We start from the raw sequence: 16,519 nt of genomic DNA on the forward strand, positions 1-16,519 counted from the left end.
GTGACCCCTTTTCGCTAGGCGGCAAGCTGTGGGCGGAATGCGATATCCACGTAGTAGTTCGTGCTGTTGAAGGTGCTTGTCGGGAAGAGCCCGCTCGAACCATAGGCGTAGACCCCGTTACCGCCGCTCAATGCGGAGGATTTGGCATGCAGACTTCCGTTGTCGACAGAACTGAGGAAAAAGTTGCTCGTCGCGGAGTAGTTGCCGTTTGTGCTGTAGGAAACGACATAGGACGTGTTTGCCGATATCGCCACGTCCGTCGACAGATTGACTGTTTGCCAGCCACTGCCGCTTTCGTTGGTGAAGCTGGCGCTGGCAAGCAAGGTGCCTGTCGAAGACCAGAGATATCCCGTGTGCGGACCGACGTTGTCGCTCCCTTTGTAGAATTGGATACCGGATATCCAACCGGCCGTATCAGCCGAAAATTTCATTCCAAGATTGACTGGCGAGTTGTCAGCTACGGAGATGATCGTCGGCGTCTCACTGGGGAGAAAAAGGGTGGAGACATTGCCTTTCTGGGCCACTGTCAACGAAACCTGCGCTGAGGCCGTTCCGCCGTGCCCATCTGAAACTGCGTAAGAAAACCCCGCAGCGCCTGAATAGCCTGCATTGGCAGCGAAGGTCACCGTGTTCAAACTGGCGTCGAATGTGGCTATGCCGTTGGTCGCATTGCTGACCGATGTAACAGCGATGGTATCGCCGTCTGGATCGTTGTCATTGGCGATCAAGCTAGAAGCTGAGATCGTGAGGGGCGACGCGGCGACAGCCAGAAAGCCGCTGTCGGATACCGCGACCGGTGCCCTGTTCTGCGAGGCATTCTGGTAAAGGACGTCCACCCAATAATTGGTCGAGTTGTAGGTAGCCGTCGGAAACAGAGATGAAGCCCCGTATGCATAGACACCGTTCCCGGCAGCTGTGGCGCTGGATGGTGCAGTCAGTACACCGTTCGAATGGCTTGTAGAGAAATAGTTCGGTGTCGCAGAATAGTTGCCATTTGAGTGATAGCTGGCAACATATGTCGAGCCTGCCGAGATACTGATCGGCTGGGTAAAAGTGGCGGTTTGCCACCCGCTAGCTGTTTCTGCCGAAAATGTCAGCGTGCCAAGAAGCGTGCCTGTGCTGGACCATAGAGACCCGGTGTGCGTGCCGGTGTCCTGAGCGCTCTTGTAGTAGCGCAGCCCGCTGATTTCGCCTCTTGTCGAGGTCGTGAACTTCATTCCAAGTTCGACCGAGCCGGGATCAATCACGCCGGATGCGGGAGGGGTGTCCAGCGCCGTGAACACGCCCGTAGCCGTGGATGGGGGAGCGACCGTCATCGAAACACTTGCAGAAGAGGTGCCGCCGCGTCCATCCGATATCGTGTAGGAAAAGCTTGCCGCGCCCTGATAACCTGCGGTCGGAGTGAAGTTGAACGTCTGCGACTGTGCATTGAAGACGACGGCGCCGTTGGTTGCGCCATTTGCAGCGATGACCGAAAGTGCATCGCCGTCAGGGTCGGTATCGTTTGCAAGCACGAATGCCGCCGGGATCGCCATCATCGTGTTCTGAACAATGGAAATGCCGCTGTCGTTGTGCGCAACCGGTACCGCATTGGTCGTCGATGGTTCGAACGCCACGTCGACCCAGTAGTTGGCGCCATTATAACTTTTGTCAGGAAACAGACTGGCGGAGGTTCCATATGCATACACGCCTGCCTCCGCTGACGCGCGCAGAACGCCGTTTGCATAGGAAGACGTGAAGTATCCATCGGTCGACGAATAGTACCCGCCGCTGTGATAGGAAGCGACATAGGTCACACCAGCCGAAATCTGAACGGGGTTGGCGAACGTCACTGTCTGCCAGCCGCTGATCGATTCACTTGTGGATAGGGCGGTTGCAAGACGTGTCCCGTCGGCCGACCAAAGGCTGACATTGTGGTCCCCGATATTGTATTGGCCCTTGTAGAAGCGGATAGCAGTCACAGAACCCGCAGTGGTTGTCTGGAAACGTGTGCCCAATTCCACGCTTTCCCGGTCGAGGGTCGTCGCGGTGACCGGAACTGCCGACCTGGTCCACAGGCCAGAAGTCGATGGCAGGACGACGTTCACCTGCTTGCCGGTGGAAGGCGTTTCGAGATTGACGCTGTCATCGACCGCGCGTGACAGGATCGTATAGCTGCCGCTGGCTTGCACGACCCAGTTGAAGCTCCAGTTCTCGCGTCCGGTCGCCTTGAACCAACGCTGGCCGCCGTCCGTGGAGACCTCCACGCCGGCGATGATCCCCCCGCCGAGATCCTGTGCCGTTCCGGTGATCGATACATGTTGGCCCTCGACGAAGCTGGTTCCCAGACCGGGAGTGATGGTCGATGTCGGCTTGATGTGATCGGGAGATGCCGTCGCCAGAACCAGGCTCGCATCCAGTGTCGTGGGCTGTATTCCCATGTCCGCGAACATGTTGATCATGGCTTGCTGGACATTCGGATCGGCGGGCGTCGCTGCGCCCTCATGGGCAGTACTCAAACCCCATGACCAGAACACGGTGCCGGCCCCGAATACGAGTGCGCCGCTCTCGGCGCGATACATGGTAAGGCTATGGGTGGCCACAGCGGCGCCCACGCTTGTGCCATAGTCGCGCAGATAGGTATCGACCGAGATGCTAGAAAGCGAGAGATTGATCAGGCCATCCGGACGAAAACCGTTTTCGACATCGGAATCCCATTCATAGCCCAAAAGATTTTCTGTCAGCTGGTAGGTCTGGCCAAGGGCCAGTTCCGCAACGTCCGTGTTGCGCCAGAACCGGAGATTCGAATAATCGTAAGGTATCGAAATGGCATCCTGACGATAGCTGTCGACCGTGAACATCGTTCCTGTCAAAGAATTTTCAGGCTCTTGTCCGGCATCGGCATAACGCGGATCACGCCAAGTTCCCGTGCCGATTGGACTGGGATCTACGCTGGTTCCCCAGGTTTCCTTGTAACAGACCATCGTACGGTAGGCTGTGCCGTTGCCGTCGATGCTGTTCTCCCAGCGCACCTTCCAGTAGCATTCGTTACCGCTCCAGAAAGCCAGGTTGACCCCTGCATCGCGGGCGGCCTCGACATTGGTTCGTTGTTCTGCAGACCAGTACTCGTCGTGGCCGACCGACAGGAACGCCTGATGATTGAGAAGCTGGCTGCCGCTTCGCGCAGAGTCCACCCCGGAAATATACGAGACGTCATAGCCATTCTGCTCAAGCCACTGGATGGCCGAACTTTCGGCTCCGAAAATGAAGTCGTGTGTGCCGCCGATGGGGCTGGTGTTGGTGATGATGGGTCGATTGTAGCTGACGGCGGAAGCGCGACCGATGGCGGTCAGACCGCAACTGCAATTTGGCGGCATGTAGCCGATCATATCGGCTGGATCCACAGGAACCTGACCGTAATAAAGGCTAGCTCCGCCCCACGCATTATAAGCCTGCCAGGTCGTATCGGAAGTCTGGAAGACAATGTCGCTGGCAGCCGCGTCATCGCGCACGATAAAGGGTACGATGCTTTCGCCACTTATGCCGTCTTCGCGGACGAGCTTGGCGAAGTAGACACCCGACACGGCGTCCGAGGGTATTGCCCAGCTCGCCGAAACAGACCAATTGCCGCAATCGATCAGCCCCAGTGACATGTCGACGATGGGATGTGGCTGTATCTGCGCGGTCGTCAGGTTCTGTTCGATTGTGGCTACCTTTCGGGCGCCATCTCCATCGTAATAACCCATGCGGTAAATGTCTAACCGGTAGTGGGCGCTGTCGGTCGCTATCTTGAAATCAATCGTCTGTCCTATATTGCGGCTGATGTCCGTGGCGAAGCCTTGAATATTGCCCGTACCGTCACCGGTTATGCCCCATTCGCTCTCCGGGTTGCCCTGCTTCAGGTTTTCGACTGCGATCTTGTTGAGTGGCAAGGCAGACGCTGTAGTTGGCTGATCAGATGGCGAAATGGTCACCGCGTTATCCTTTCACGTTTTGAGGGACCTGATGGTGGCATGACTATTTTTAGTGATGCATTTCGCAGGCGAAACGCTTGCCGATAGAGCGTGTCTGAAGCCGAAGAGATCATCTTGCCGCATTTTTCGCGGGAATGGATCATAGCCTTTTGATGATGCCCTACTCCCGGCCTCAGCCAATGTGAGGGGTTGCGTCGGTGTTAGAAAACTCACCGGGCATTTGCAAACGGTCAGCAGTTCAGTGCCACGCTCCCCTGGTGTCGTAGACCACCTTGCCGCCAAGACGCGTGTGCTTGATTGTCTTGAATGCCTCATGCTCGACCAAGAGAACGACGATGTCGGCCCGCTCCACGGCTTGATGGGCGCTTTCGAGGTGCAGATTGGCGAAGTTACCCAAAAGTTTTGGCAGAGTGCTGACATATGGATCGGATACCAGGATGGATAGGTCTGGCATGGACTGAGCAATCAGACTGACGACTTCGATAGCGGGACTTTCTCTGATGTCATCGACATTCGCCTTGAAAGTCAGCCCAAGGCAGGCGACCGTCGGCGATTTGAAGCGCTTCGCCTTTTCGACAACCTGACCTGCGACATGGTGCGGTCTGTGATCATTCACTTCGCGGGCTGTGCGGATCAGCCGCGAAAGTTCGGGTGCCGCGGAGACGATGAACCATGGATCGACCGGAATACAATGGCCGCCAACACCCGGTCCTGGATTTAGAACGTTGACCCGAGGATGTCTGTTGGCCAGGCGGATCACCTCCCATACATCTATGTGCAGCGACTCGCTGATCAGGGAAATCTCATTCGAGAACGCAATGTTGACGTCGCGGTAGGCGTTTTCGACCAGCTTTGCCATCTCGGCGCTCGCTGCGTCAGTCAGGAGGATTTCACCCTGTGCAAATAGCCGGTAGATGGACGCGGCCTTTTCTGCGCATTGTGGCGTCAGACCGCCGACGACGCGATCATTCGTGATCATTTCAATCATGATGCGTCCGGGAAGGACGCGCTCGGGGCAGTGTGCAAAAAACAGGTCTGCCCGGTTTTCGCCATCGACGGGAGTCTTCAGGTCCGGCCTAAGGTCCGCGATCCACTTTCTAATGCGTTCCGTCGTGCCAGGAGGGCAGGTGGATTCGAGAATGACAATGTTTCCCGGCCTCAGCATCGGCGCGATTTGGCTGGCCGCTGCTTCCACACACGAAAGGTCAGCGGATTTATCGCTGTTGAAGGGTGTTGGCACGGCGATGATGAAGGCATCGGCTTCGGGCATTTCCGTGGTCACGCTGAGACGTCCCATGGCAACCGCGCCGCTGACACCAACAGCGAGGTCCGGTTCGACAAAAGGTGCCTCACCGCGCGACAGCGCTGCAACTGTGGCGGGGTTGATATCGACCCCTATAACGTCGATGCCACGCGTTGCAATTGCTACGGCTGTGGGAAGCCCGATGTAGCCCATACCGACAATAGCCACCCGACCCTTGAATATCTCACTCATCGACACCCCCGTGCGGCTGTGTGGTCGGTAACCGACGCGCAAGTCGCTCACCCGTACGCCGGACATGCGTGCTGAAAGCGCTGGATGGATGAAGCATCTCGACCAATGTAAGACCGATAAAGGCGAAGTTCGTTGTCAAATAACGCCAAGCCAGGCGCCGCGGCTCCTGCAAAAGTCGGTACGCCCATTCCATTCCGGCCCTTTGCCACGCAACAGGCGCCCTCGCTGTTAAACCTGCAATGATATCGAAAGAGCCGCCGACGCCATGTAGGACCGGCACATTAAGAGTGGAGCCGTAAGTCGCGAGAAAAATCTCTTTCTTTGGAGAGGTGATCCCTAGGAACAGCATATCGGCTTGTGATGACCGGATGTCCCCGGCGATCTTGCTGGCCTCGTCAGCCGAGTAGAAGCCGTGATGCCGATAAACGATCTTTAGGTTGGGGTATCGTTTCGACACGATAAGGTCGACTTCCTTGACCACTTCGGGCGTAGCTCCGAGCAAGGCAATCGAAAGCGAATGCCGATGAGCGAGTTGGAGAAGACGTTCGAAAACGTCTATTCCGGCAACGCGCTCGGGAAGTGGCCTGCGTAGCAGCCTGCTTGCCCAGACAACGGACTGACCGTCAGCTAGGAGAAGATCACACTCGATCATGGAGTCGCGGAGGATCTTGTTCCTGCGCAGCTTAACCACCTTTGCAGCGTTGAGAACGCCGAGCAGGAGACGTTTACGTGTTGTCACGGCTGTGTGGCAACGGGCGATCACATCGTCCATGCGAACCGCATCAACGTGAAGGCCGAAAAGAAGTTGGCGTTTGGCAATCATCTCATGTTCCTCCTGAATGTCCGGTGTTTTCGGCATATGTGCAAGAAAGCGCGGCGACGGTGCCTCCCGAAAGCCACGCGTAGAGGAGCCAACCCAGTTCATAGGGTCGGCATTCGTAGTCGATTGCGCAGGGCGGAAAGATTGCATCAAGCCCGGGAATTCGAAGTCCGGGCGATGCTGCGGTCGTAATCGCGGACAGCCATCTGACAGTCTTACCTGGCTCCCTGCGGGCGACCTTCCGCCAGATCACCCCGATCTCGCGATCTATGAGAGGCTCCGTCTGCTCGGGGTGGGCCTCAAGCCAATTCAGTCCTTTGGTGATGGCGTCGGAATGATCCGTGCCACCGGCGTCCTTGAGATCCAGTAGAACCATAGGGGCCATACCGTGCTGGTGGACGCTGTAGACGGGGTAGCCTTCAACCACTTGCCCATTGCGCGTATCATAGTGCCACCACCATTGACCCGCCGGTCCCTGGAGTGCGCAAATCTTCTCCGCACAAGCTTCTGCAGCAGCAAGAGCTTGGCGGTCTCCCTTCGCCACGTACAGCCTCGAAAGCGCCTGAATGGGATAGACCTGGTCGGCAAAGCAGCCGACATGTGCTCGAAATCGTCTGTTGGATTTTGCAGAGATCGTATGCGGGAAAACGCCGTGGGATGACTGACCCACCAATAGCCGTTTCGTAGCCAGCGAGACAACGTCTTGCGTGTCGCCATATCGCGCCGCTGCCAGACCTGCGGTAAGTGCCCATGCGCAGCTGACTGTTTCAATAGGTGCGTTTGACGCCAAATATTGGCCGAGAGTGTCGAATAGTCGCCGGGCGTAGAAGCCTCCAACCTCCGCTGCTGCCCAGGCGGCAAGCGTTATCGCTCCCAGATCATCGGACTTCTCAGCACGCTCGACACAGACGCGGGCCAGTTCGGCAGCCGTTTTGCCGCCCAGCGTTTTCATCTGAACAACTTCCGGGACCAAGCCTATGCCGAGCGCTACTATTGCGGTGTAGCGCAGATTGTCGCCCTCGAGTTCAGCTGTGGATGGATGCCCCTTGGTACGGGCCCTCAACGTATGGCCGAAAGCGCCGTTCCGGTGCATTTGCGGCAGGCCTGTCAATGCGAGTGTGACAAGCTTATCGACCTTGTCCTGAGGGTGCAGAGCTGATGTCGAAAGCAACCTGCGCCTATCATGAGAACAAACGTCATCCTGCTCGTGATCCAAATGAACCGATAAGGTTGCGCCGTGGGAGACATCGTATCGATCTGGACTGAATTGTTGCTCGATCGGCATGAGTGCTCCTGGCGGATCGTCCTTCCCAGGGAAGGCGATAGAATTAAGTTGAGAAAAGCGGCTATGGAATGAGCTTTATGTTAGGAGAAACGCAGTAATGCGCCAGCACACTAAAAGGCTTAGTGAGCATCCAGAATGGCTCAGCAGGGCGTGCCGCGGGTGCATCTAATGGATAGTTTGTACTTTGGACATCCGCTCTTCGGCTTAGCGCACCGCATGAGGGTAATGTTCTCTACTTCTCACGACCGGCTTTCAGAACCACATGCTTTGGCGCAAGGGTAATGATGTCTGCGTAACGCAGACGTCGGCCATAAGGAGACGAAGACGTGGATGCATCCTCAATGCAAGCGCCGCAATCTGATCGCGAACCGAGCGACGATAGGACGGCGCTTGCCATTGTCATCGTTACCTATAACAGCGCAGAAGTTCTTCCGGGCCTGCTGGATTCGCTTGAAAGCGGCCTTGAGGGTGTTGTGCGCAGTAAGGTAATTGTCGTCGACAACAGGTCGCAAGACCGGTCCGTCGAGATTGCGCAGGCACACTCATCGGTAGACCGGGTCATTCAAACTGGCCGCAATGCTGGCTATGCTGCTGGTGTCAATGCGGCCACCGCCGAGATTTCCACGTCGATGCATCTTCTTGTTCTCAATCCGGACATCCGGCTCGCCCCCGGATGCCTCGGCATCCTTCTCAAAGGGCTTGGCTCTTTGAAAAACGCTGGCGTCGTCGTTCCCCGGATGCGGAACCAGCAGCATCTGGTATCGAAATCTGTCCGGCGGGAACCATCCATTACAACGGCCTGGTCCGAAGCGCTTCTTGGCGGCTCCCGCGCCGCTCGCATGGGGCTCGGAGAAATGGTTGAAGATCCCGTGCTCTATCAAAAAGGAGGTAAAATTGAATGGGCTACCGGTGCCATCCTGCTCATATCCGCAGGTGCCCGCAAAAAGGTCGGCGATTGGGATGAGAGTTTTTTTCTCTACAGCGAGGAAGTCGACTACCTCCGAAGAACCCGTGAAGCTGGATTTGCTATCTTCTACGTTCCGCAGTCGGAGGTCGTTCATATCGGTGGAGATTACCGCAGCAGCAATTTTCTCACAAATCTGACCATGGCCAATCGTATAAAATACTATCGGCGACACCACGGCATCGTCAGTACCACTCTATTTCAAGCGGCTCTTGTCGCCGGTGAATGCATCCGTCTTCTTTCGAGACGGCCGCGCACATCTGCGCTCGCCGCTGCATTGGGCATGTGGAACGGCCAGAATGTTGCCGGGCCATGATGATGGTCCCAACCGGCGCGACAGCATTTTTATTGTACGCATTCCAGGTAAGCGGGATGCCCTTGCCTGTCGGGGCAACAGGCGTGGAAGCAACTGCTGCTTTTCCTGATGACAGCAATACCGGGGTGAAAGCGGGAACGGTGCTGCAGAAATACCGCGGCACGCTTCATATCAAGACTCCCAATGCCGTTGTCAGCAATATGGAAATTACAGGCGATATCGTGGTCGACGCTCCGAATGTGACAGTCAGCAACACAAGGCTGATTTCCGACACACCATGGCATGCTTTAAGGGTCATGGATGCGGCCAGCGGTTTCACACTCGTTGATAGTGAAATCGATGGTCGGGGTCGCACTAATAACGCTGTTTTTGGCTTCGGAACATTCCTGCGCAACAACCTACATGATGCCGAAAATGGCATGACCATCGGGGGACCATCTCGCGTTCAAGGCAATTACATTCATTGCCTGCGGAGCACCAACACTGATCCGCACTACGACGGTATCCAGATGACCGGTGGAACGAATGTCGAAATCAGCGGCAACACCATTATCAATGGTCATTCGCAGACATCAGCCGTCGGTATAGGCAACACGTTCGGGGTTCTTTCGGATATCACAATCACCAACAATCGCTTGCTCGGTGGAGGCTATACGGTCCAGGTCGATGGCCGCAAGGGCGGTGGCGCCCTCGACAGCGCTTCGATCAGGATTACCGGCAACCAGATCGGAGGCGGTCGCTGGGGTGATTTCGCGATTTGGGACAGCAAACCTATCGTATCGGGAAACATCAACAAGGGAACGGATGCGATAGAGGAGGTCCAGTCATGCCGCCGACCGTAAAATTTCTCTATGCGGCAAACCCGTGCGCCTGATCATCCATTTCTTGATAGATAGGCCCAGAACCGAACTCTGCTGGCCGTTCACCGATTCCGAAAAAATGATCGATCGCCTGCACCGCGCGTTGCGCGGCCTTTCCGTCGCCGTAGGGGTTTATGGCGCGGGCCATGGCCTCATAGGCTATCGGATTGACAAGAAGGTTCGAAACTTCCTCGACAATGCGGCTTTCATCTGTTCCGATAAGCCGAACGGTACCCGCCGAGACGGCTTCGGGTCGTTCCGTCGTGTCACGCATAACAAGCACGGGTTTTCCGAACGTTGGCGCTTCCTCTTGGACACCACCGCTATCGGTCAGGACAATCGAGCAGTTCCGCATAGCATTGATAAAATCACAGTAAACGAGCGGTTCGGTGATGAGAATATTGTTCAGGCCAGCAAGCGGAGGCAGCAGAACGGAGCGTACGGCGGGATTGAGGTGGGCGGGAAGCACAAACGATACATCTGGAAACATGACCGCCAATCGTGCGATTGCGCGTGCAGTCTGCGCCATAGGCTCACCCCAGGACTCCCGTCGATGGACGGTAATCAAGACACTTCGCCCATTCATGATGCGCTCGAGATTCAGGTTCTCAAGAGGGCGATTTTTTCCTGATACATGCAGCAATGCGTCGATGACCGTGTTTCCGGTGACGACGATATCTTGCGCGCTCACACCCTCCTTCAACAAATTATCGCGGGAGGTCCTAGTCGGAGCAAGGTGAAGCGCTGCCAATTGCGTCGTCAGGCGGCGGTTGATTTCCTCGGGAAACGGGTTATGGCGATTGCCTGTGCGAAGGCCCGCTTCGAGGTGGAGGAGTGGAACTTTGCGATAGAAAGCTGCCAGCGCGCCGGCAAAACACGTCGAGGTGTCACCTTGGACAATGAGCGCATCCGGCTTTTCTAGGGCAATTATTTTCGAGACACCATCGAGAACCCTACCTGTAATCTGTTCGAGACTTTGTGATGCAGTAATGATGTCGAGATCGTAGCTCGGGCGGATACCAAACATGCTGTTGACCTGATCGAGCATCTCGCGGTGCTGACCTGTCACCGCAACGATCGGAATGCAATGCAGCGATTGGGTGAGAGCATCAACGAGCGGCGCCATTTTGATGGCTTCAGGACGTGTGCCGTAGACAACGAGAATCTTGCGCAACGTGAATTCCTTCCGGTGACCAGCGGGGCGATGAAGTCGAGAGTTGTCTTGTCTTCAGGTTTCGTCGCGGCGCATTAGCCCACGTCGAAAAGGCACTTGTTCAAAACCACGCCAAGCAGGTTTGTTCGCTCCGATAGATGCCGCTCGCAGCGGTCGATCTCGTCGAACGTGCTGTGTTCAGCGGCTGCGACCAAAAGGGCGCAATCAACATTCGGCAGGAATGCTGTCACGTCATCGCCTCCCAACATCTTCGGCATGTCATAGATGATGACGTCTGGCGCCAGCTTTAACTTCATCTCCTTGAGAACCCGGGCGGTTTCTGAACTTTGAAGAAGCTCTGCCGAAAACTCGGCGGTTTTGCTCGTTGTTCCTATCGCCAGGTTTTCGCCAAAACGGACAAATGCTTGCTCCAACGAACTGCTGCCGCAAAGGAAATCTTGAATCGAGAAAGGCGCACTGACGCCGAGGAACTGCTCGAAGCCAGGCGTTTTCATATTGAAATCAATCAAGACCGTGCGGCAATCAAGTTGATGAGAAAGACTAAACGCAAGGTTCAGCGCGACGGTCGTCTTGCCGCAAAGCGGAGTGGGGGAGGTTATTGCAATCGACGTCCACTCGTTCTTTTTAAGGGTCTGTAGGGTCTTCGTTCGCATCATATCGAATGTCGTGTGCGTAGGATCGGAACGGTGCAGAGTCACGATGTGGCTACGCTCAAGCCGATCCCTGTCAACGTCGACGACCTCGAGATCTTTCCAGGTGTGGTCGAGCGATAAACTCGAGGACGAGTGTACAGCTTGCTGAGCCGTTTTCTCCGTGCTTCTAAACCAAAGGGGATCTCCTAGCTGTCGGGGAAAATGATCCATGGCCAAATTCTTCCTTGATTGAAGCGCTGTTTCGGGTGTGGCGTATGCCACTGAGATCAATGGGTCGAAAATCAAGGTGATTTTTCTCCTAGCCGGTGTAAGGCCGCCGTCGGCGGTTTGATGGCGGTCTGCCCGACGACAGAAAGACGGTAAGGTGCTTGAGGAGAGCAGCAGCCCTATCAACCAATCTTGCGCGGCGTCGTGCGGGTTTCATGTCCGGGACGATGGCGAAAGGTTCATATTGAAGCAGGCGCACCAACTCGGCCGGGCTTCTAACCTTCTTGTTCAGCAATTCGAGAAGGACAACTAAGGCCAGTCCGAGCACCAATCCAGCCGCTCCACCAATAGCAAGAATCCGCGTGCGTTTCGGGCTGAGACGAGTTTCAGGCGGGATTGCTGCCTCTAGCAAAGAGAAACGTCCGCCGTCCGCCCGCATTTCGATCTGCTCGCCGATAGAAGCTTCCGCACGACGTGCAGTGGCGGCATTGTACTGGACCTGCAGGCTTTCCCGGTTGCGGGTCAGGGAATTGAGCGCCGTTTCCGTAGCTGGCGTATTCGCGATCGAGCTTGTCATCTCGTCCATCTTCATTGCAGTGTCCCGCTTTTCGACGTCAATCGTCGCGAGCCGATTGTCGATGTCGGAAAGCTGAAGGTTTAGACCCATCCGGCCGCCCTGTGCTGCTTCTCGTCGTTCGCCTTTTTGATTGCCTGTCGTTGGCATGTCCACGATGCTGCGTTCGATATCGGCAACACGTGCCCGTAGCGCGACGATGTTCGGGCTGGTTTCCGAAAATAGCGCGAGTTGTTCCGCAGAGGCCCGCTTCAGACTGGCAAGGGTCTGCTGTTCCGATGTTAGCGGGGTCGAGCCTTGCTGTAGATCCCCATCAGAATAGCCTGCAACCAAGTTACCGCGGCGAGTTCGAAGGTCGGCTTCGTCTCGTTCCAGCGAGATCAGTCTGTCCTGCAATGCACTCTGTTGACTGCGACGAAAATCGAGACTTTCCGGAAGTGAGTTGCGGTTCTCGGTTTTGAATTTCAGGATATCCGCCTCAAGACGGTTCAGCTCTGAAACCAGCCGAGAAACGTCCTGATTGAAAAACTGGAAGGTATTTCCAGCCCGGTCCGTTCGCTGCCGTTGATTGCTTCCTAGGATCATCGTGGCGAGCTGGTTGGCAATCTTTGCAGCTAGTTCCGGCTTGGCAGCCAGAAATGAAACACTGAAAACCATCGTGCCTCCGCCGCCTTGATCGCCGAGAGATACTTGGTCAAACACAATGCGCGAGCGCATCTCCCGCACAACGTCTTCGCCATAGCGGTTCATTTTGAAGCCCGGTTCGTCGCCAAGCTTGCTTGCCAATTCCAGAAGGTTATCGCGTGACGTAATCTGCTGCTGGATGATCTGCAACTGCTCGACGGCCCCCACCGGAACCGTTGATCGTGCCATTTCTGCTGGTATCTGAGGCGCCTCGACAAGTATCCTGGCGCTTGAGCTGTAAACGGATGGAAGTAAGTACGCTACAGCTATTGCGACGCACAAGCACACGAAGACTATACCTGCCACGTATCTCAGTCGTCTTAGGAGAATGTTCCAGTAAAAATAGAAGTCGATATTCAGCATGAGCGGATATCTCTTTGTTGAGGTCGCGATACGGATCCCAACTCACACTCGGACATGTCATGATGTAATGGAAGTTGTTACATTTGCATCCGTGATACGCATCATGTCTTAGTGGGTCATCCCTTCGGTTGACGCGCGCGCTGTATGGCAAACCGGAAGTCACCGGCATATGTCTATTTTGCAAGTCACGGAGCGGTTGGTTCAGCGAATATGACCCACGTCATCAAAAGTGTGCCGCCAACGATATCTGCCCCAGTCTCTCTGCCTCGAAAGCGGTAGCTAGGCTGGCTACATCGAAGGTCGGGCCATCCGAATGCTTAATATTCGGTTAATGTTTCAGCCTTGGCGCAGCCATATAGCCATCTTACCGGGCTGTCCCCGGCAGTTCATCCTGGCTTCGCTGATGCCTGCAAATCACTTCATATGGCGGCAGCACCCAGGCTTCCGTGACATTTGGGAGGCCTAATGGAAACTCCTTCTGAGAAGCCTGTTCAATGCCATCTCCTTTCCAGTTAAGTGTGATAGTGCCGCACTTGAATGAGCCTGACGACCTTCGCCGTTGCCTCGCAGCTCTCGTGTCGCAACGTACGCATCAGATATCCTTCGAGATCGTTGTCGTGGACAACGGATCCAGGGTTATGCCGCATGACGTATGTGCCGGCATCGATGACCTCAGGCTCTTACGCGAACCCATTCCTGGACCAGGTCCTGCGCGCAACTTGGGTGCTCGGACAGCAAACGCAGAATTATTGGCATTCATTGACGCCGATTGCGTCGCGCAGCCGGGCTGGGTTGCCGCTATCGTCGAGAGGATGGCATGCCACGGACGAACCGCTTTCGGCGGCGGTGACATTCAGATTCGACCTGCAAATGCACTGCGGCTGACAGCAATCGAGTGCTACGAGAGCATCTACGCCTATAACGCACGTGCCTATGTGGAGCACCACGGATTTGCGGCGACGGGCAACATGGCTGTCTGGAAGCAGATTTTCCAGACCAACGGCCCGTTCGGCGGAATTGCGATCATGGAAGATACCGACTGGGGTCAAAGAGCTACTCGAGCGGGGTACAAAGCGGTTTTTCTGCCTGAGGCGAAGGTGGTGACGCCCTCCTGCGCTGCATTCGCAGAACTTGCGCGCAGATGGGACCGTCACATCGCTCACGAATTCAGTGAAACGACCGCGGGTGGCTCGGGCGCAATGATCAAGTGGCTTTTGCGGGCTGGCGCCATCGCAGCATCTCCGATTGCGGAAAGCATCAAGATACTTGGCACCGATCGTGTTCGAGGAGCACGTAACCGTTGGCTCGCTTTTTCCTGTCTGACGCGCGTTCGGCTTTACCGGGCGTGGAGGATGCTTTGTGTCGCGTTAGAGGGAGACGCGAGTGGTCTCGTCAATAACTGGAACCGCAAGGAGCCTTAACCGGGCGTTCAGTCACGCCCGCCGCGACCGTCACTGCGTCGATCAGTCTTACATGCCGTCTCGTTCACAAAGCAGGAGAACCATCGTGGTGAGTAGCGCGACCAATCACGCCGTCTATATTGAAGATGATTTTCCTGACGAACTGTATGATTACATTTCCATAAACTATTACCTCTTGGCCAAAAGGCTCATGGATCTGTTGTTGACCATGGTGTTCGCGGTGCCAGCGCTCATTATCATCGCGCTATGTGCGGTGATGATCAAACGAGATGGTGGGCCAGCATTCTTTTCGCAACCTCGCGTCGGCAAGGGCGGCGTAGTTTATCATCTTTGGAAACTTAGATCGATGGTGCCTGATGCGGATCGTTTGCTAGAAGAGCATCTTGCCCGGACACCTGCTGCTCGCAAAGAGTGGGAAACGATGCAAAAGCTGCAAAGAGACCCGCGTATCACCTGGCTGGGGCGATATTTGCGCAAATACTCGTTGGACGAGTTGCCTCAACTATTCAACGTTTTCGTAGGGGACATGAGCGTTGTAGGACCGCGACCGATGCTGCCTCAACAGCGGGCGCATTACCCAGACACAGCCTATTTCGACTTGCGTCCAGGTCTGACAGGTCTTTGGCAAATAAGCGAGCGTAATGGATGTACATTCGTCGAGCGTGCGAAGTATGATAGCCGTTATTCAGCTTTCATTTCATTGAGCATGGACTTGTGGATCATCTGGAGAACGCCCTTTGTCGTGTTGAGTGGAACCGGGCTTTGACCTCGACATGCTGGATTAGATGCCATTTTGATCAGGCCTGTATCTGCAAGCCCTTATTGGGTGGCGGCATTATCAAAGCAAAAAATTCGACTCTGCCGAAGCAACCTCTATTCATCATCCAGGTCGGACTGGTTAACCGTTACGGGGGAAAAGTCCTTTAGCTTATAGGCAACTTCCGTGCGGTTCGTCGCCTTTAGTTTTTTCATGATATTACGAATGTGAACTTTGACCGTGCTCTCACGAAGTTTTAGTTCGAATGCAATGATCTTGTTGGCCTTGCCGCGACGTAGTGCTTCCACCACTTCGACTTGGCGTTCGGTGAACAAGCCATCCAGCGGACGGGCAACGGGACTTCCGGCCTCCGCTTGCTGCATCGCTAAGATGCTGCTGGCTGGTACGAAGATTCCTCCTGCAATCGAAAGCGCTACCGCCTCGATGCATACATCTATGTTGACGGACGAGGGGATGTAACCTTTCGCTCCGCATTCCAGTGCGCTGAGGACATCATGCAGATCAGCGCTGTCAGCAAGCACGATAATTGGCGCTTTCAGCGTGGAGCAGAGCTTTCTTACCTCGCTCATGACGTCAGGATCGCTTGCTTTCTTGCCGCCGAGATTTAGCAATATGGCAGCAACGGGCGGATAACTCGCCTGGCTTGCTTCCCATTCGACTATGGATGCGAATGATAGGATTTCAAAATCCTTGTTCTGCACAGCTATACAGTAAGCGAGACATTGCCTGTCTAAAGCGCGGTCATCCAATATCAACAAGGATCTGCCATGCGGTATATCATCAGCTCGACGATCTTGCCCGCCGCTGGCAATGGGGTGGTAATCTGACCGAGGATTGCCCTCGCCATCGTCATCTGCTGGCAGCTTCATTAGTCAACCTCCTCTAATTTACGTGTAGGCCGCCGCAGGATGCGAATTCGACAATACTTTGGAAGTTAAAGGAGAAAACTTATCGCTTATTTGTTGCTATCCA

General features: G+C 55.3%; 12 protein-coding genes. 4 read left to right on the plus strand and 8 right to left on the minus strand.

Annotated features, from left to right (window positions below):
* Positions 1-14: 14 nt before the first annotated feature.
* From AC27VJ_RS20465 to AC27VJ_RS20480, 4 genes are all read right to left on the minus strand, one after another.
* Positions 15-3,953: a DUF4082 domain-containing protein gene (locus AC27VJ_RS20465; RefSeq protein ID WP_488685551.1), complete on the minus strand. Its 3,939-nt coding sequence runs from the start codon at positions 3,951-3,953 to the stop codon at positions 15-17.
* A gap of 238 nt (positions 3,954-4,191) precedes the next feature.
* Positions 4,192-5,448 carry a UDP-N-acetyl-D-mannosamine dehydrogenase gene (gene wecC, locus AC27VJ_RS20470; RefSeq protein WP_488685552.1) on the minus strand — a complete coding sequence of 419 codons (1,257 nt, stop codon included), beginning with the start codon at positions 5,446-5,448 and terminating at the stop codon, positions 4,192-4,194.
* Positions 5,441-6,271: a WecB/TagA/CpsF family glycosyltransferase gene (locus tag AC27VJ_RS20475; protein ID WP_488685553.1), complete on the minus strand. Its 831-nt coding sequence runs from the start codon at positions 6,269-6,271 to the stop codon at positions 5,441-5,443. Before AC27VJ_RS20475 ends, wecC begins: the two co-directional genes overlap by 8 nt.
* 1 nt (position 6,272) lies before the next feature.
* On the minus strand, positions 6,273-7,439 hold the full coding sequence (locus AC27VJ_RS20480; protein WP_488685554.1) for a hypothetical protein: 1,167 nt from the start codon (positions 7,437-7,439) through the stop codon (positions 6,273-6,275).
* A gap of 440 nt (positions 7,440-7,879) precedes the next feature.
* On the opposite strand from AC27VJ_RS20480, the gene AC27VJ_RS20485 reads away from it, so the two are divergent.
* Together AC27VJ_RS20485 and AC27VJ_RS20490 are read left to right on the plus strand one after the other, a co-directional pair.
* Complete coding sequence (locus tag AC27VJ_RS20485; protein WP_488685555.1) at positions 7,880-8,833, plus strand: glycosyltransferase family 2 protein; 954 nt, start codon at positions 7,880-7,882, stop codon at positions 8,831-8,833.
* The gene (locus tag AC27VJ_RS20490; protein WP_488685556.1) at positions 8,830-9,675 is read left to right on the plus strand and encodes a right-handed parallel beta-helix repeat-containing protein; all 846 of its coding nucleotides are present in this window, start codon (positions 8,830-8,832) and stop codon (positions 9,673-9,675) included. The genes AC27VJ_RS20485 and AC27VJ_RS20490 overlap by 4 nt, the downstream gene beginning before the upstream one ends.
* A gap of 7 nt (positions 9,676-9,682) precedes the next feature.
* Here AC27VJ_RS20490 and wecB read toward each other — a convergent pair whose 3' ends face one another.
* The 3 genes from wecB to AC27VJ_RS20505 form a co-directional block, all read right to left on the minus strand.
* Complete coding sequence (gene wecB, locus AC27VJ_RS20495; protein ID WP_488685557.1) at positions 9,683-10,867, minus strand: non-hydrolyzing UDP-N-acetylglucosamine 2-epimerase; 1,185 nt, start codon at positions 10,865-10,867, stop codon at positions 9,683-9,685.
* A gap of 74 nt (positions 10,868-10,941) precedes the next feature.
* Positions 10,942-11,805: a CpsD/CapB family tyrosine-protein kinase gene (locus tag AC27VJ_RS20500; protein ID WP_488685558.1), complete on the minus strand. Its 864-nt coding sequence runs from the start codon at positions 11,803-11,805 to the stop codon at positions 10,942-10,944.
* A gap of 13 nt (positions 11,806-11,818) precedes the next feature.
* On the minus strand, positions 11,819-13,348 hold the full coding sequence (locus tag AC27VJ_RS20505) for a GumC family protein (protein WP_488685559.1): 1,530 nt from the start codon (positions 13,346-13,348) through the stop codon (positions 11,819-11,821).
* A 494-nt stretch (positions 13,349-13,842) separates the two neighbouring features.
* On the opposite strand from AC27VJ_RS20505, the gene AC27VJ_RS20510 reads away from it, so the two are divergent.
* Positions 13,843-14,769, plus strand: coding sequence for a glycosyltransferase family 2 protein (locus AC27VJ_RS20510; RefSeq protein ID WP_488685560.1), 927 nt, complete (start codon positions 13,843-13,845; stop codon positions 14,767-14,769).
* Positions 14,770-14,857: 88 nt separating this feature from the next.
* Positions 14,858-15,535: a sugar transferase gene (locus AC27VJ_RS20515; protein WP_488685561.1), complete on the plus strand. Its 678-nt coding sequence runs from the start codon at positions 14,858-14,860 to the stop codon at positions 15,533-15,535.
* Between the two features lie 107 nt (positions 15,536-15,642).
* Here AC27VJ_RS20515 and AC27VJ_RS20520 read toward each other — a convergent pair whose 3' ends face one another.
* Positions 15,643-16,416, minus strand: a complete 774-nt coding sequence (locus AC27VJ_RS20520) for a LuxR C-terminal-related transcriptional regulator (RefSeq protein WP_488685562.1) — start codon at positions 16,414-16,416, stop codon at positions 15,643-15,645.
* Between the last annotated feature and the right edge of the window lie 103 nt (positions 16,417-16,519).

The sequence above is a fragment of the Agrobacterium sp. 20P9.1.2 genome (genome assembly GCF_057799395.1).

What these genes read in the sequence shown, in the direction of transcription:
- AC27VJ_RS20490 (WP_488685556.1), top strand. Translation starts at nt 8,830, where the DNA reads ATGATGATGGTCCCAACCGGCGCGACAGCATTTTTATTGTACGCATTC.
- AC27VJ_RS20510 (WP_488685560.1), top strand. Translation starts at nt 13,843, where the DNA reads ATGCCATCTCCTTTCCAGTTAAGTGTGATAGTGCCGCACTTGAATGAG.
- AC27VJ_RS20475 (WP_488685553.1), bottom strand. Translation starts at nt 6,271, where the DNA reads ATGATTGCCAAACGCCAACTTCTTTTCGGCCTTCACGTTGATGCGGTT.
- wecC (WP_488685552.1), bottom strand. Translation starts at nt 5,448, where the DNA reads ATGAGTGAGATATTCAAGGGTCGGGTGGCTATTGTCGGTATGGGCTAC.
- AC27VJ_RS20505 (WP_488685559.1), bottom strand. Translation starts at nt 13,348, where the DNA reads ATGCTGAATATCGACTTCTATTTTTACTGGAACATTCTCCTAAGACGA.
- AC27VJ_RS20520 (WP_488685562.1), bottom strand. Translation starts at nt 16,416, where the DNA reads ATGAAGCTGCCAGCAGATGACGATGGCGAGGGCAATCCTCGGTCAGAT.